Consider the following 15,346-nt stretch of genomic DNA (forward strand, 5'->3'; position numbering starts at 1 on the left):
ATGCGCGCGATCTCGCCAGCGGCCGGCCGGCTCTTCCGGCGCCTTGCGCGCGACGAGCGCGGCCTGTCGGCGATCGAGTTCGCGCTCGTCGGGCCGGTGGTGTTCATCCTGATCCTCGCCACCGTGGAAGTCGCGCTCGACATGATCGTCGACGCCTCCGTGCAGTTCGCCGCGCAACAGGCGTCGCGCGCGGGACTGACGACCGTGGTGCCGTCGAACGTGACACGCGATGCGCAGGCGCGGCAGATCATCAACGACATTCTCGGCGGCTGGAAACGGATGGGCGGCACCGTGGACATCGCGACGCGCGCCTACACCACCTACAACGATCTCGGCAGCAACAACTATCAGCAATCGATGGGCGGTTTCGGCGACGTGGTCACGTACAACATCACCGTGACGATCCCGACCTTCTCCGGCATCCCGAAGCTGTTCGGCTTCGAGACCCTGACCTTCCAGCGCAACTATCTCGTACAGAACGAAAAATGACGTCCGCGAACGGAACCCTGCGATCGGCATTCATGACCGCGCTCACGCGCCGCACGCGGCATGCTGCGCGGCGGCTCGTGCGCTCGGAGCGCGGCGCGGTGACGATCGAATTCGTCGTCGTCGTGCCGCTCATGCTGCTCGTGCTGCTCGGCTTCACGGAGCTGTATCTGTACATGCGCGCGGTGAGCCTCGTCGAGCACACGGCGTTCACGCTCGCGGATTCGATCGGGCAGATGAGCAACGTCATCGACGACAGCACCGACAAGACCAGCTCAAACAGCCTCGCATCGATCTATGCGGCAGCCGTCCTGCTCGCGTCGCCGAACCAGCTCAACACGAAAGGCGGCGTTGTGATTTCGTCGATCTGCGACAAGACCGTCAACTGCACGTGCAAGTCGGTGTTCAATCCGACGCAGGCGGCGGGCACCCCGACGCTGCTGTGGCAGGCGCAACCTTCATGGCAGGCGAAGGGACTGACGTCGAGCGTCACGAAGACGAACGTGACTCCGTCGAACTGGCCGTTCCGGAATGGCGATTCGGCCGTGGCGGTCGAGGTCTTCTACAACTACACGCCGTTCTCGCTGACCGCGCCGTTCTGGAGCGCGGCGCCGGTCGCGACGACCATCCGCGAGCGCGTCTACGTGCGTCCGCGCAACGGACAGACGCTCGCACTCAACAATACGAAAACAGGCGTGCCATGCGAAACCGCCCCGATCAACTGAGCGTGCGCGGCGAGCGCGATCTGCTGTGCGGCGACGATGGCGCCGTCACGATGGTGTTCGCGGTGTGCGCGAGCCTCATGATCGGCACGATGTGCATGGCGATCGACGCGATCCACTACGAGATGACGCAGGCGCGCATGCAGATGGCGCTCGACGTCGCGACGCTCTCGGCGGGCGCGGACCTCGCGCACTACGACACCACCAAGCCCGCCGACCTCGCGCAGTGGCAGAAGGACGCGCGCGCCTACTACGACGTTAACATGCCGTCGGGCTATATGTCGCTGAACCTGAAGGCTTCGGATTTCGCGGCGCAGGTGACGGGCGCGCCTGCGACGGGCCAGACGATCAAGCTTTCGGCGACGGGCACGATGCCGCTGATCGCGCCGGTCATCTTCGCCAACAAGTCGGCGCAGGACGGCTCGGGCAACAGCAGCGGCGGCCAGAGTCCGGCGAACCCGGACACGGCGAACGTGAGTGCAAGCAACGCCGCGCTGCGCCTGCCGAAGAGCACGCTCGAACTCGTGATGGTGCTCGACAACACGGGTTCGATGTCCGACTACGCGAACAGCAAGGATCATTCGCAGGGCACGAAGATCACCGGTCTGCGCCTGGCTGCGCAAAACCTCGTGACCAGTCTTTTCTCAGTGACCGGCAATGACTCGTATATCGGACTTGTGCCGTTCACGACGATGGTCAACGTAAAGAATGCGCTGCAGCCCTCCGGCAAGTGGCTGTCGCGGACCTTCGCGTACAACGACCAGCACATGTCCATGACGACCAACTCGAGCTGGAAGGGCTCGGGCTGGGGTGGCTGCGCAGTGGAGCCGCGCGATGCGCAGACGTACCTGCATGCGGACGCGTATCAGCCGGCCTCGTCGCCGGGATTCACGCCGTTCTATTACAACGTGCCGAAGAACGGTTTCTCCGTCTATTCGTACACGACGTCCAGCAAGAACGGCACGACGACCTGCAAGATTTCCAGCAGCCCGACGGTTACGCTGGGCGCGCCGCTGACCTATCTCAAGAGCGGCAGCGTGACCACGTCGTGCGGGACCACGTTTTCCGGCAAGACCCCGCCGGCGATCTACGACCAGTGGTACGTCAACACGAGCTCGACCACGACGACCACCTACGATCAGAACGGCAACACCAATTTCGGCACCAACGGGCCATGCAATATCGCGCCGGCGCTGTTCCTGAGCAAGGACAAGTCCGCGCTCACGACCGCCATCTCGAACATGCAGGCGGCCGGCTCGACGCTCATCCCGACCGGCTTGCTGTGGGGCTGGCGCATGCTGGAATCGGCCTGGTCGGACAATGTGGCGGGCACGGGCAACGGCTTCATCTCGACCGATACGACCCTGCCGCGCCCCGAGACGACGCAGGGGCTGCAGCGCGTGGTCATCGTGCTGTCGGACGGCCAGAACGATCCGGGGGGCTCGACGGGCATCATGCCGCCGCAGGCGTTCAACGGACTGTCCGGCGTGGGCAAGGCCGACCTGCTGGCGTATAACGTGACCCGCGCGGACGATGGCTCCCTGCTGACGTCGCCGCAGAGACCCGGCTCGATGGGCCAGGTGGGCGACCTCAACGCGTTCCAGCTCGCGGTGTGTTCGGCAATGAAGCAGGACGGCATCATCATCTATTCGATCACGTTCGGCGACTACGGCACCGACCCGGGCAATGCGCAGGCGACGATGCAGAGCTGCGCGAGCCCCGGCAACTACTATCACGCGCCGAGCAACGCGACGCTCGACCAGATCTTCCAGCAGATCGCGGGCAATCTCGGCGTGCTGCGCCTCACGCAGTAAGGGCTCGCAGGCGAGGCGGGCACGTGCGTTGCTCGCCTTTTCGGCGCAAGTCCACTTCATGAGGAGGTCTGACATGCCCGAAAAGAAAACTCTCGAGCGCGCGGCCAAAGCAAAGCGCGAAGGCAAGTCCGCGAGCACGCAAGCCGGCGCGTTCGTGAAGGAGCAGATCGATCACATCCGTGAGGGCAAGCACGGCGCGAAGTCGGCGAAGCAGGCCATCGCGATCGGGCTGTCCGAAGCGCGTCGTTCCGGTGTGAAGATGAAGGCGCCGAAGAAGGGCACGACGTCCGAGGCGACGCGCAAGAAGGCCGCGCAGGATACGAAGGCCGCGCATCGCACGAAGAAGAGTCCCAGCACCGAGTCGAAGGCCAAACGCTCGGCAACGTCCACGCGCGTGCTCAAGCGCGAAAGCACGAAGGCGGCTTCGCACAAGTCGCTGTCGCGGCAATCGCATGCGGCCGCGAGCCGGCGTTCGGCGGCGGATCGCTCCGCTGCGGCCAAGAAGGGCTGGGCGACGCGTCGCGCGAACGCGGCTTCCGGGTCGAAGGGCTCACGTACGCGTCACGCGTCGCGCTGAGCAGGAAGCATCCGGGAATACGAGACGGCCATCGTCGCGAGTTCCTGCGCCGCGGGCGTGAGCGGTACGCCCGCGCGGCGCAGCAGACACACCGGCGTCGCGGCGGCGCGTTCGGCGACCGGCACGATCTCGACGTGCTCGCGAAAGAACGGATGCGCCGCGAGGCTCGCGGGCTCGAGGCCGAGATAGTCGCTCGACGCGATGCAATGGAGCGTGTCGAAGACTGCTTCGGTCGTCGCGGCGATGCGTGGCGGTGCGAGTTTCGCGTCGTCGAATAATACCGACAGCTTGTTGCCGGCGGCTGTCCCGCCGCGCTGCCGCGTGCTGACCCATTCGGCCTCTTGCAATGCTGCGACCGTGCGCGAGCGCGCCAGCGGATGACCCCGCCGCGCGATAACCGCGACTTCCGAATCGAAGAGTGGCGCCGCGTCCATGTCGTGGATATCGGCGTCGGGGGCGATCAGCGCGAGCGCGAAGTCGAGACTGCCGTCGCGCACCCATGACGTCAGCATGCGCGACGTCGCGCTCGTCAGATGCACGTCGATACGCGGACAGCGTTCCCGATAGCTCGCGAGCAGTGCCGGAAACAATCGCATGGTCGCTTCGGCTGCAAGTCCGAGCGACACACGGCCCGTCAGTTCCCCGCGCAACTGGCGCATTTCCTCTTCGGTCTTTCTGCATTCGCCGAGAATCAGTTCCGCGCGCACGCGCAACCGCTTGCCGATGGGCGTGAGGCGCGCGCCGCGCACGTCGCGTTCGAAGAGCGGCCCGCCTGCCTGCGCTTCGAGCTTGTGCAACTGCTGCGTGATGCCGCTCTGCGCGACATCGAGACGCCGCGCGGCGGCGCGCACGCTGCCCGCATCGGCGACGGCGACGAACATGCGCAACTGCGTCAGAGTCAGGTCCACGTCGGCGTTCCGTCGAATGATCTCGAAAAGTGAACATGATAAGCAAAACGCGTCTTTTTGCGAGCGTTCTGCGCCCGTACCATGGGTGTCAAATTTCGGAGACACCGCGTTCATGTTCAAGCCAAAAGCTCTCTTCATCGCCGCCGCGCTGATCGCCGCCGCGTCCGTTCACGCGAAAGACGCCGATACGCTTCGCCTCGGCATCGATCCCGGCTATCCGCCGATGGACGTGAAAACGCCCGACGGCCATGTCGCGGGCTTCGACGTCGATCTCGGCGATGAAATCTGCCGCCGCATCGCGATGCGCTGTCAGTGGGTCGAGCTGGAGTTTTCGGGGATGATTCCCGCGCTGCAGGCCCGCAAGATCGACGGAATCATGTCGTCGATGGCGATCACCGACAAGCGTATGAAGCAGATCGCGTTTTCGACCAAGCTCTTTCAGTTCCGCTCGCGTCTGATCGCGAAGCAGGGCGCACCGCTCACCGCGACGGCGCAGGGCTTGCGCGGTAAGCGCATCGGCGTGCAGAGCGGCAGCCAGTTCGAAACCTATGCGATGAAGAACTGGCAGCCGGGCGGCGTCGAAGTGGTCGCCTATCAGAGCATGGACGGCGTGCTGAGCGACCTGAGCGCGGGCCGCATCGATGCGGCGCTGCTCGGCTCGGTGGAAGCGGAGCACGGCTTTCTGAAGACGCCGCGCGGCGCGGGTTTCGCGTTCGTCGGCGAGCCGCTTTCGATGGGCGATCACGGCGTCGGCATGGGCTTGCGCCAGGACGACACGGCGCTCAAGGCCAGGGTCGACAAAGCCGTGACCGACATGCGCGCCGACGGCACGTATCAGAAGATCGCGCGCAAGTATTTCGACTTCGACGTGTACGGCGATTAATCCATGCGAACTGAACGCAAGACACTCGTTTCGACGACGCTCGGCACCTCGCGCGAACTCGTCAGCTTTCATTTCGGCGACGCTGGCGCTTCGAGCGAAAAGGTCTACATACAAGCCTCGCTGCACGCCGACGAAACGCCCGCGATGCTCACCGCGTGGACGCTGAAGCAGCGACTCATCGAACTCGAAGCGCAAGGACGCGTGCGCGGCGAAATCGCGCTCGTGCCGGTGGCGAACCCGATCGGCCTGTCGCAACACGTGCTCGGGCAATTCCTCGGGCGCTTCGAGGCGAACAGCGGCCACAACTTCAACCGCGGCTTTCCGATGCCGACCGCCGCCTCGCTGATCGAACGCGCGGGCGCGCGCTTTTCATCCGGCGATGGCGCGTACAACGCGCGTGTTCTGCGTAGCGCGCTCGTCGAGATGCTCGGCGAAATGCGCGCGAAGAACGAGTTCGAATCCTTGCGGCTCGCGCTGCTCACACTGGCTTCGCGAGCGGATATCGTGCTCGATCTGCATTGCTCGCTCGAAGCGACGATGCACATCTACACGAGTCCCGCCAGTTGGCCGGCTATCGAGCCGCTCGCGCGTCATCTCGGCGCGAACGGCGTGCTGCTCGCGACGGATTCCGGCGGCCAGTCGTTCGATGAAGTTCACGCGCTGCTTTGGAACGAAGTGCGCGCGCTTCTCGGCGATCGGGCTCCGCTCGGCGCGCCGAATATCGCGGCCACGATCGAGCATCGCGGACAGCGCGATGTCGATTACGACACGGCGTCGCACGATGCGGAGGCCATCGTCGAATATCTGATCGCTCGCGGGGTGATCGAAGGCGAATCGAAAGACGCGCCGCCGCTCGCGCACCCCGCGACGCCGCTCGCGGGCAGCCAGCAGTTGACGGCGCCGGTGAGCGGGATCGTCGTGTATCGCGCGAAAGTGGGCGCGTGGCTGAAGGCGGGCGATCCGGTGTTCGATATCGTCGATCCGCTCAGCGATGCGATCACGACCGTCACCACGAGCAACGACGGCGTGTTCTACATGCGCCGCGCGATTCGCTTCGTGCATGCCGGCGCACCGATGGGCCGCGTAACGGGCGAAACGCCGATCAGGACGGGGGTCTTGATCGGGGCGTGAGGGCCGTGCCGAGCGGGTGTTTTGCTTGCTCGCTAGAATGACTCCTCCCCATCGAGGAGTCTCGCCATGCTGGACTTCGAACGCCACGCTCGCACGCCGACGCTCGATATCGCCTACGCCGATTCCGGTCCCGCCGGCGGTCCCATCGTGATGCTGCTGCACGGCTGGCCCGATGCGGCCCGCGCGTGGAACGCGGTCGCAGCGCGGCTCAACGACGCCGGTTATCGGACCATCGTGCCCGAACTGCGCGGCTCGGGCGGCACGCGCTTCTTACGCGACGACACCATCCGCGACGGCTCGGGCGTCGCGCTCGCGCACGACGCTGTCGACCTCGCCGATGCGCTCGGCATCGCGCGATTCGATGTCGTCGGCCACGACTGGGGCGCGCGCGCCGCGTACACGATCGCCGCGCTGTTTCCCGAGCGCGTGCGCCGCATGGCCGCGCTGGCGCTCGCGTTTCAGCCGCGCGGCAAGTTCGATTTGCCGGATTTCTCGCAGGCGCGGCGCTTCTGGTACCAGTGGTTCATGTCGCTCGATGGCGGCCCGGATGCGCTCGCCGCCGACCCGAAAGGCTTCGCGCGCATCCAGTGGGACACGTGGTCGCCGCCCGGCTGGTTCGACGAAGCCGAATTCGCAACGACGGCGCGCGCCTTCGACAATCCCGACTGGGTGCCGATCACGCTCAACGCGTATCGACGGCGCTGGCGAAGCGATCAGCCATCCGATCCGGCGCTCGGGCGTTCGTACGCGCGGCTCGCGACGATAGAGCGCATCGGCGTGCCCGCGCTGATGATCCAGGGCGGCGCGGATTTCTGCGACGAACCGGCAAGCTCGGAAGGGCAGGACGCGTGTTTCACGGCGGGATACCGGCGCGTCGTGATCGACGGCGCGGGGCATTTTCCGCTGCGCGAAGCGCCGGACGCGGTCGCGGAGGCCGTCATCGCCCATCTGAAGTAAATCGTGGGTCAGGCGAGCGTCTTGCGCGGCTGTACCGGACACTCCTGACACGTTTTGCGACAACTACTGTATGCGTGTACAGTACTGTTCGCTGCGTCAGCCGCGCGCTTCCGAACACTCGCGCGACGCCGCCCACGGCTTGCACGACATCCGGACGGGCCGTCCAACTCATTGAACCGGTTGAAAAATTGGCATCGAATAACGCAATCCGCATTCGCGGCGCCCGTCAGCACAATCTCAAGAATCTCGACCTCGACCTGCACACCGGCCAGATGACGGTCGTGACCGGCCCGTCCGGCTCCGGCAAGTCGAGCCTCGTGTTCGACACGCTTTACGCGGAAGGCCAACGGCGCTACGTCGAGACCTTCAGCGCGTACGCGCGCCAGTTTCTCGACCGAATGGACCGCCCGCAGGTCGATCGGGTGGACGGCGTACCGCCCGCCATCGCGATCGATCAGACGAATCCGGTGCGCAGTTCGCGCTCGACCGTCGGCACGATGACCGAGCTGAACGATCACCTGAAACTGTTCTACGCGCGCGCCGCCGAACTCTTCGACAAGAAGACCTCGCATCGCGTGCGCCACGACACGCCCGAGACGATCTACGCCGAATTGCTCGAACGCACGCGCGCGGATGATCCGCGTCTCGCGATCACGTTTCCCGTCGAATTGCCCGATACCGCGAGCGACGAAGAAGTCGAGCAATGGCTGTCCGCGAGCGGCTACACGCGCGTGCAGGCGAAGCGCCATATCGAAACGGAATCCGGCGCGCGGCAGATGCTCGATGTGGTCGCGGACCGTTTCCGCCTCCAGAACACCGAGCGTTCGCGCGCGCTGGAAGCCATCGAAAGCGCGCTGTTGCGCGGCACGGGCCGCGTGGACGTGTATGTGCTGAAGGAAGAAGCCGAGCCGGAAATCTGGCGCTTTTCGACTGGCCTGCACAGCCCGGAAAGCGACTTGCGCTACGCGGACCCGCAGCCTGCGCTCTTTTCCTTCAATTCCGCGTACGGCGCATGCGAAACATGCCGCGGCTTCGGCCGCGTGATCGGCGTCGATTACGGCCTCGTCATCCCCGACGAAAGCAAGACGCTACGCGAAGGCGCGGTGAAGACGCTGCAAACGCCCGCGTGGAAGGAAAATCAGGACGATCTCGTCAAGTACGGCGCGAAAGCGGGCATTCGCCTCGGCGTGCCGTGGCGCGATCTCACGCAAAAAGAGCGCGACTGGGTCATCAAGGGTTCGCCCGACTGGACCGGCAAGTGGCAGAACCAGTGGTACGGCGTGCAGCGCTTCTTCGACTATCTGGAGTCGAAGGCGTACAAGATGCACATTCGCGTGCTGCTGTCGAAATATCGCAGCTATACGACGTGTCCCGTTTGCGACGGCTCGCGTCTGAAGACCGAATCGCTGCTGTGGCGTCTCGGCACGAAGGAACAGGCCGATGCGGTGTTGTCGCCGTCCGATCGCTTCATGCCGCAAGACGTCGACTGGTCGCGCGCGCAGCTCGAAGCGCTGCCGGGCCTGACCGTGCACGATCTGATGCTGATGCCGATCGAGCGCATCCGCCGCTTCTTCGATTCGCTGACGCTGCCGTCGACCTTGCTCGACGAAGCGCTGAAACTGCTGCACGCGGAAGTACGCACGCGCCTGAAATATCTCTGCGATGTCGGCCTCGGCTATCTGACGCTCGATCGTCAGTCGCGCACGCTGTCGGGCGGCGAAGTGCAGCGCATCAACCTGACGACGGCGCTCGGCACGTCGCTCGTGAATACGCTCTTCGTGCTCGATGAACCGAGCATCGGCCTGCATCCGCGCGATCTGAACCGCATCGTCGAAGCGATGCATCGGCTGCGCGATGCGGGCAACACGCTCGTCGTCGTGGAGCACGATCCTTCGGTGATGCTCGCGGCGGATCGTCTCATCGACATGGGTCCGGGGCCGGGCGAGCGCGGCGGGCAGATCGTCTACGACGGCGCGCCCGACGACATTCAGACTACCGACACGCTGACCGGCGCGTATCTCGGCGGCCGCAAGCACGTCGCGCATGCGTCGAACTGGAACCGCCGCGTCGTCGATGCAAACACGCCGCGCCTCACGCTCGAAGGCGCGAGCGATCACAACCTGCAGGACGTCACGGTCGAGATTCCGTTGCAGCGCCTCGTCTGCGTGACGGGCGTATCCGGCTCGGGCAAATCGACGCTGATTCAGGACGTGCTCGCGCCCGCTCTGATGCGTCATTTCGGCAAGGCAACGGAAGCGCCCGGCGCATTCCGCGCGTTGAAAGGCGCGGAACGGTTGAGCGATGTGGTGTTCGTGGACCAGTCGCCGATCGGCCGCACGGCGCGCTCGAATCCGGCGAGCTATGTCGGCGCATTCGATGAAATCCGCAAGCTCTATGCGAAGGCGCCGCTCGCGTTGCAGCGCGGCTACAGCGCGAGCATGTTCAGCTTCAACTCGGGCGACGGCCGCTGCCCGACGTGCGGCGGCTCGGGCTTTGAGCATGTCGAAATGCAGTTCCTGAGCGACGTCTATCTGCGCTGCCCGGACTGCGACGGACGCCGTTATCGCGCGGAAATTCTCGAAGTGAAGATCGAGCGCGGCGGGCGCGAGCTGAGTGTCGCCGATGTGCTCGAACTGACCGTCAGCGAGGCGGTGCAGGCATTTGCTTCGGATGGCGAAGTATTGCGCGTGTTGCAGCCGATCGTCGATGTGGGTCTCGAATACGTGAAGCTCGGCCAGCCGGTGCCGACGCTCTCGGGCGGCGAAGCGCAGCGTCTGAAGCTCGCGGGTTATCTCGCGGAAACCTCGCAGGCGAAGCAGAGCGAAAGCCGTCTCTTCATGTTCGACGAGCCGACCACCGGCCTGCACTTCGATGACATCGCCAAGCTGATGCAGGCCTTGCGCCGTCTGCTGGAGCGCGGGCATTCGCTGATCGTCATCGAACACAATCTCGATGTGATTCGCGCGGCGGACTGGATCATCGATCTCGGTCCAGAAGGCGGCGACGGCGGCGGGCAAGTGGTCTGCGTCGGCACGCCGGACGATGTTTCGGCATGCGAACAATCGCATACGGGCCGCGCGCTGATCGACTACGAAGAAGCGATGCAGCCGGGCGCCGCGGAAAAGCGTGCGGGCGTGCCGTTGCAGCTTGCCGCGGAAGTCGCGAGCGCGCGCCGTGCGTTGCAGGGCGAGGATGTGGTGCGCATCGTCAATGCGCGCGAGCACAACCTGAAGTCGCTCGATGTCGATATTCCGCACAACAAGTTCAACGTCGTGACGGGCGTGTCGGGCTCGGGCAAATCCACGCTCGCGTTCGATATTCTTTTCCACGAAGGCCAGCGCCGCTATCTCGAATCGCTGAACGCGTATGCGCGCTCCATCGTGCAGCCGGCGGGCCGTCCTGAAGTCGATGCCGTCTATGGCATTCCGCCGACCGTCGCGATCGAGCAGCGTTTGTCGCGCGGCGGGCGCAAGTCGACCGTTGCGACGACATCGGAAGTCTGGCACTTCCTGCGCTTGCTGTACGTGAAGCTCGGCATACAGCATTGCATTCACGATGGCACGCCGGTTCAGGCGCAAAGCTCGGAATCGATCGCCGCGCAGATCATGCGCGATTTCAAGGGCGATCACGTCGGGCTGCTCGCGCCGCTCGTCGTGAATCGCAAGGGAGTCTATACGGATCTCGCGAAATGGGCGAAGGCGCGCGGCAATACGCATCTGCGTGTCGATGGCGAATTTCTGCCGGTCAGCCCGTGGCCGAAGCTCGACCGCTTCCGCGAACATACGATCGAGTTGCCGGTCGCGGATCTGATCGTATCGGCGGAAAACGAAAGCGAGCTGCGCCGCCTCCTCGATGAAACGCTCGAAATCGGCAAGGGCGTGATGCATCTGTGCGCGCCGCTCGATGACCTGCACGGCTCATGGCACGACGGCGCGCGTCGCGGCAAGGAAGAAACGCGCGTGTTCTCGACCAAGCGCGCGTGCCCGGTCTGCGGCACGAGTTATCCCGAACTCGATCCGCGCATGTTCTCGTACAACAGCAAGCACGGTTGGTGCCATACGTGCGTCGGCACGGGCGTGAAGCTGACGCGCGAGCAACGCGCCGCCTTCGACGACACGCTTTTCGCGCAGGACGATCGCGGGCGCGAGCAGAGCATCGGCTCGGTGGATCAGGAGCCAGACGATATCGTCGATCAGCCGTGCCCGGATTGCGAAGGCACGCGTCTCAACGATGTCGCGCGCGCGGTGACGTTCGGCGATTATCCGATCACGGAAGTGGGCCGCTGGACGGTGAGCGATACGCGCGAATGGATCGCGTCGCTGAAGCTGAAGGGTCGCGATGCGGATATCGCGCGCGATGTCGTCAGCGAAATCGAAGGGCGTCTGCAGTTCCTCGAAGAAGTCGGGCTCGGTTATCTGAGTCTGGATCGCGCAGCGCCGACGCTCTCGGGCGGCGAAGCGCAGCGCATCCGTCTCGCGGCGCAACTCGGCAGCAATCTGCAAGGCGTGTGTTACGTGCTCGATGAACCGACCATCGGCCTGCATCCGCGCGATAACCTCATCCTTTTGAGCGCGCTGAAGAAGCTGAACGACAAGGGCAATACGCTCGTCGTCGTCGAGCATGACGAAGACACGATTCGCCGCGCGGATCACATCATCGATATCGGGCCGGGCGCGGGCAAGCGCGGCGGCACGGTCGTCGCGCAAGGCAACGTGACCGATCTCGCGGCGCACAAGGCGTCGCTGACCGGGCAGTTCCTTGCGAATCCGATCGTGCATCCGTTGCAGCCGCGTCGCGAAGTGCGCGCGGCAACCGCAAAGCGCGCCGCCGTGCCCGAGCAATGGCTCACGGTGGTCGGCGCGACGCTGCACAACCTGCGCAACGTGACGGCGAGCATGCCGCTGAATCGGCTCGTCGCGATCACGGGCGTTTCGGGTTCCGGCAAGTCGACCCTCGCGCGCGACGTGCTGATGACGAATCTGCTCGATGCCGTCGGCCGCTCGGTGCTGTCATCGCCCGCGGTGAGACGCGCGCGCAAGGCCGCGCAAGCCGACGCACCCGCGACGAAATCGCGTGCCAGCGTGCTCGCGCGCGAGGCGCCGCGTCCGAAGTTCGACGTGGCGCATGCGTGGCAGGGCTGTAGCGGCGTGACCGGTTTCGAGGCGATCGATCGCGTGCTCGAAGTCGATCAGACGCCGATCGGCAAGACGCCGCGTTCGTGCCCGGCGACGTACATCGGCATGTGGGACACGATCCGCAGGCTCTTCGCCGATACGCTCGAAGCGCGCGCACGCGGTTATACGCCTTCGCGTTTCTCGTTCAACACGGGCGACGGGCGTTGTCCCGCGTGCGAAGGCCAGGGCGTTCGCACCATCGCGATGAGCTTCCTGCCCGACGTGAAGGTGCCGTGCGACGTGTGCCACGGTCAGCGCTTCAATCCGGAAACGCTCGCGGTGACGTGGCGCGGCAAGAACATCGGCGAAGTATTGACGATGGAGATCGACGAAGCCGTCGAGTTCTTCGCGTCGATGCAGAGCATCGCGCATCCGCTGCAATTGCTGCGCGATGTCGGCCTCGGTTATCTGACGCTCGGCCAGCCGTCGCCGACGCTCTCGGGCGGCGAGGCGCAGCGCATCAAGCTCGTCACCGAGTTGTCGAAGGTGCGCGACGACATCACGCGACGCGGCCAGAAGCCGGCGCATACGCTCTACGTGCTCGACGAGCCGACGGTCGGCCTGCACATGGCCGATGTCGCGAAGCTGATCCGCGTGCTGCATCGGCTGGTCGATGGCGGGCATAGCGTGATCGTCATCGAACATGATCTCGATGTGATTGCCGAAGCGGACTGGGTGCTGGATCTCGGGCCGGAAGGCGGCGTGAACGGCGGCACGATCGTCGCGGCGGCGGACCCGGACACGCTCGCGACGCATCCGCGCAGCCATACGGGCGCGGCGTTGCGGCCGGTTCTGGGCAGAACGAGGGCTGCTGAAAATGCTGCGTGATCTCGAAACGCTCATCGCCTCGATGGAGCCGGAGCTTCAACCGGGCGTCTACGTGTTCGCCTCGCTGCCGCACGATGCGGCCGTGAGCGGCGCGGGCATCGTCGCGACGTTTCGCGAGCGCGAGGGCATGACCGTCGTGATGGAAGAAGAGGCGGCGAAGGCGGCGGCCATCGCGCCGCTGTTTCGCGCGGCGTGGATTACGCTGACGGTGCATTCGGACCTGAACGCGGTCGGTCTGACGGCGGCGTTCGCGCGTGCGCTGGGCGACGCGAACATCAGTTGCAACGTGCTCGCGGCGGCGTATCACGATCATATTTTCGTGCCGGTGGAGGATGCCGGACGCGCGATGGATGCGCTGCGAAACTTGCAACGCTCTGCTGGTAAGCTTTCGCTCTCTCCGAAACCATGAAGCGAAGATAGATGGAAACGCAGGACAAAGCCGTTGCGCTGAAAAGAATGAAGTGGTTCGCGTTCGCGCTGCTGATCGCGGCCGGTGCATTGTTCGCGCTCGCGAAAAGCCAGCACGATGCGGGCGCGTGGGCGTGGGTGTCGTCGTTTGCGGAAGCCGCGATGGTCGGCGCGCTCGCGGACTGGTTCGCGGTTGTCGCTCTGTTTCGTCATCCGCTCGGCGTGCCCATTCCGCATACGGCGATCCTGCCCGCGAACAAGGCGCGCGTCGCGGACAACCTGGCCGTCTTCGTGCGCGACCGTTTCCTCGGCACCGATGCGCTCGTTGCGCGCGTGAATGCGTTCGATCCCGCGAGCCGTCTGTCGATGTGGCTCGCCGAGCCGAAGAACGCCGAACTGCTCGGCAGGAAGGCGGTGACGGCGGTCGGCCAGTTGCTTTCTTTCGTCGACGACGAGCGCGTCAAGAACATGCTTTACGACACGCTGCGCCGCCGCGCCGACAAGTTCGATCTCGCGAGCGCGGCGGGCAGTGTGCTGTCGGCGTTGACATCGGACCGGCGTCATCAGTTGCTGCTCGACGAAGGCCTGAAGCAGCTGGCCGCGTGGCTCGACAAGCCTGAAGTGCAGGAGATGCTCGCGGGGCGCATCATCGCGGTGGCGGGCGAGGAGTATCCGAAGCTCATCGGCATGCTCGGTTTCGTCGGACTGAACGCCGAAGAACTCGGCGCGAAGTTCGCGGCGGGCCTCGTGCGCGGCGCGAATCAGTGGCTGCACGACGTGAGTAGCGATCCCGAGCACGAGCGCCGCAAGGCTTTCGATGCAGCGGTGGAACGTTTTGTCGAGCGGCTCAAGACGGATGCGTCGTTCAAGGCGCGCATCGACGAGCACAAGCGTGAGTGGCTCGATCGGCCGGAATTGCGTGGATATGTGAACGGGCTGTGGGACGAGTTCATCGCGTGGCTCGATGCGGATATCCGGCGCGCTGATTCGGCGCTGCATACGAAGGTGACGGCGATGGCGGGGAGTTTCGCTGCGTCGCTCGGCAGCGATCCGGCGTTGCGCGATTCGATCAACGAGCACATGCGCGATGCGTTGAAGGCGCTCGCGCCGGAGTTGCGCGATGGCATCGCGAAGCATATCGCGGCGACCGTGAAGCAGTGGGATGATGCGACGCTCGTGAGGGATGTCGAGTTGAATATCGGAAGGGATTTGCAGTTTATTCGGGTGAATGGGACGCTGGTTGGGGGAGCGGTTGGGATTCTTATTCACGCCGTGACGGTTTGGATTGCTGCGACGTGAAGCTTGTCGGTTTGGTTTGCCGCGACGTGAAGCTTGGATTCGTGTTGGTTTATTAGCACTGCCCCTCCCCGGGGCGGGGGTAACTTTCTTTGCTGCTGTGTATAGACCGGGGACATAGTTGACAGATTTGGCGGGGACATGGTTGACACTTTGGGCATC

General features: G+C 64.9%; 11 protein-coding genes. 10 read left to right on the forward strand and 1 reads right to left on the reverse strand.

Annotation, left to right across the window (positions count from 1 at the left end; translation table 11 throughout):
* From AWB74_RS29825 to AWB74_RS29840, 4 genes are all read left to right on the forward strand, one after another.
* A complete protein-coding gene (locus AWB74_RS29825) occupies positions 1-489 on the forward strand; it encodes a TadE/TadG family type IV pilus assembly protein (protein ID WP_087039277.1) in 489 nt (162 codons plus the stop codon).
* Positions 486-1,211, forward strand: coding sequence for a TadE/TadG family type IV pilus assembly protein (locus tag AWB74_RS29830; protein ID WP_235024723.1), 726 nt, complete (start codon positions 486-488; stop codon positions 1,209-1,211). Before AWB74_RS29825 ends, AWB74_RS29830 begins: the two co-directional genes overlap by 4 nt.
* Positions 1,187-3,022 carry a TadE/TadG family type IV pilus assembly protein gene (locus AWB74_RS29835; RefSeq protein ID WP_235024724.1) on the forward strand — a complete coding sequence of 612 codons (1,836 nt, stop codon included), beginning with the start codon at positions 1,187-1,189 and terminating at the stop codon, positions 3,020-3,022. The genes AWB74_RS29830 and AWB74_RS29835 overlap by 25 nt, the downstream gene beginning before the upstream one ends.
* 73 nt (positions 3,023-3,095) lie before the next feature.
* Positions 3,096-3,599: a DUF6496 domain-containing protein gene (locus AWB74_RS29840; RefSeq protein ID WP_061150239.1), complete on the forward strand. Its 504-nt coding sequence runs from the start codon at positions 3,096-3,098 to the stop codon at positions 3,597-3,599.
* Here AWB74_RS29840 and AWB74_RS29845 read toward each other — a convergent pair.
* Positions 3,584-4,507: a LysR family transcriptional regulator gene (locus AWB74_RS29845; RefSeq protein WP_061150240.1), complete on the reverse strand. Its 924-nt coding sequence runs from the start codon at positions 4,505-4,507 to the stop codon at positions 3,584-3,586. The two genes, AWB74_RS29840 and AWB74_RS29845, sit on opposite strands and share 16 nt — an antisense overlap.
* A gap of 112 nt (positions 4,508-4,619) precedes the next feature.
* Here AWB74_RS29845 and AWB74_RS29850 point away from each other — a divergent pair, with 112 nt between their 5' ends.
* The 6 genes from AWB74_RS29850 to AWB74_RS29875 all read left to right on the forward strand — a co-directional run bounded on the left by AWB74_RS29850 (position 4,620) and on the right by AWB74_RS29875 (position 15,187).
* Positions 4,620-5,390: a transporter substrate-binding domain-containing protein gene (locus tag AWB74_RS29850; protein ID WP_061150241.1), complete on the forward strand. Its 771-nt coding sequence runs from the start codon at positions 4,620-4,622 to the stop codon at positions 5,388-5,390.
* Positions 5,391-5,393: 3 nt separating this feature from the next.
* On the forward strand, positions 5,394-6,521 hold the full coding sequence (locus AWB74_RS29855; protein ID WP_061150242.1) for a succinylglutamate desuccinylase/aspartoacylase family protein: 1,128 nt from the start codon (positions 5,394-5,396) through the stop codon (positions 6,519-6,521).
* Between the two features lie 66 nt (positions 6,522-6,587).
* Entirely contained in the window at positions 6,588-7,478 is an 891-nt protein-coding gene (locus AWB74_RS29860; protein ID WP_061150243.1) for an alpha/beta fold hydrolase, read from the forward strand.
* Positions 7,479-7,666: 188 nt separating this feature from the next.
* On the forward strand, positions 7,667-13,480 hold the full coding sequence (uvrA, locus tag AWB74_RS29865; protein ID WP_061150244.1) for an excinuclease ABC subunit UvrA: 5,814 nt from the start codon (positions 7,667-7,669) through the stop codon (positions 13,478-13,480).
* Positions 13,470-13,889: an ACT domain-containing protein gene (locus AWB74_RS29870; protein WP_061150245.1), complete on the forward strand. Its 420-nt coding sequence runs from the start codon at positions 13,470-13,472 to the stop codon at positions 13,887-13,889. The genes uvrA and AWB74_RS29870 overlap by 11 nt, the downstream gene beginning before the upstream one ends.
* Before the next feature lie 11 nt (positions 13,890-13,900).
* Positions 13,901-15,187, forward strand: a complete 1,287-nt coding sequence (locus AWB74_RS29875; RefSeq protein WP_061150246.1) for a DUF445 domain-containing protein — start codon at positions 13,901-13,903, stop codon at positions 15,185-15,187.
* Positions 15,188-15,346: the final 159 nt, after the last annotated feature.

The sequence above is a fragment of the Caballeronia arvi genome (genome assembly GCF_001544695.2).
GTDB classification, from domain to species: domain Bacteria; phylum Pseudomonadota; class Gammaproteobacteria; order Burkholderiales; family Burkholderiaceae; genus Caballeronia; species Caballeronia arvi.

Excerpts from the sequence above, each read along its gene's own strand:
- AWB74_RS29870 (WP_061150245.1), top strand. The coding sequence starts at position 13,470 with ATGCTGCGTGATCTCGAAACGCTCATCGCCTCGATGGAGCCGGAGCTT.
- AWB74_RS29860 (WP_061150243.1), top strand. The coding sequence starts at position 6,588 with ATGCTGGACTTCGAACGCCACGCTCGCACGCCGACGCTCGATATCGCC.
- AWB74_RS29840 (WP_061150239.1), top strand. The coding sequence starts at position 3,096 with ATGCCCGAAAAGAAAACTCTCGAGCGCGCGGCCAAAGCAAAGCGCGAA.
- AWB74_RS29855 (WP_061150242.1), top strand. The coding sequence starts at position 5,394 with ATGCGAACTGAACGCAAGACACTCGTTTCGACGACGCTCGGCACCTCG.
- AWB74_RS29875 (WP_061150246.1), top strand. The coding sequence starts at position 13,901 with ATGGAAACGCAGGACAAAGCCGTTGCGCTGAAAAGAATGAAGTGGTTC.
- AWB74_RS29825 (WP_087039277.1), top strand. The coding sequence starts at position 1 with ATGCGCGCGATCTCGCCAGCGGCCGGCCGGCTCTTCCGGCGCCTTGCG.
- AWB74_RS29850 (WP_061150241.1), top strand. The coding sequence starts at position 4,620 with ATGTTCAAGCCAAAAGCTCTCTTCATCGCCGCCGCGCTGATCGCCGCC.
- AWB74_RS29835 (WP_235024724.1), top strand. The coding sequence starts at position 1,187 with ATGCGAAACCGCCCCGATCAACTGAGCGTGCGCGGCGAGCGCGATCTG.
- AWB74_RS29830 (WP_235024723.1), top strand. The coding sequence starts at position 486 with ATGACGTCCGCGAACGGAACCCTGCGATCGGCATTCATGACCGCGCTC.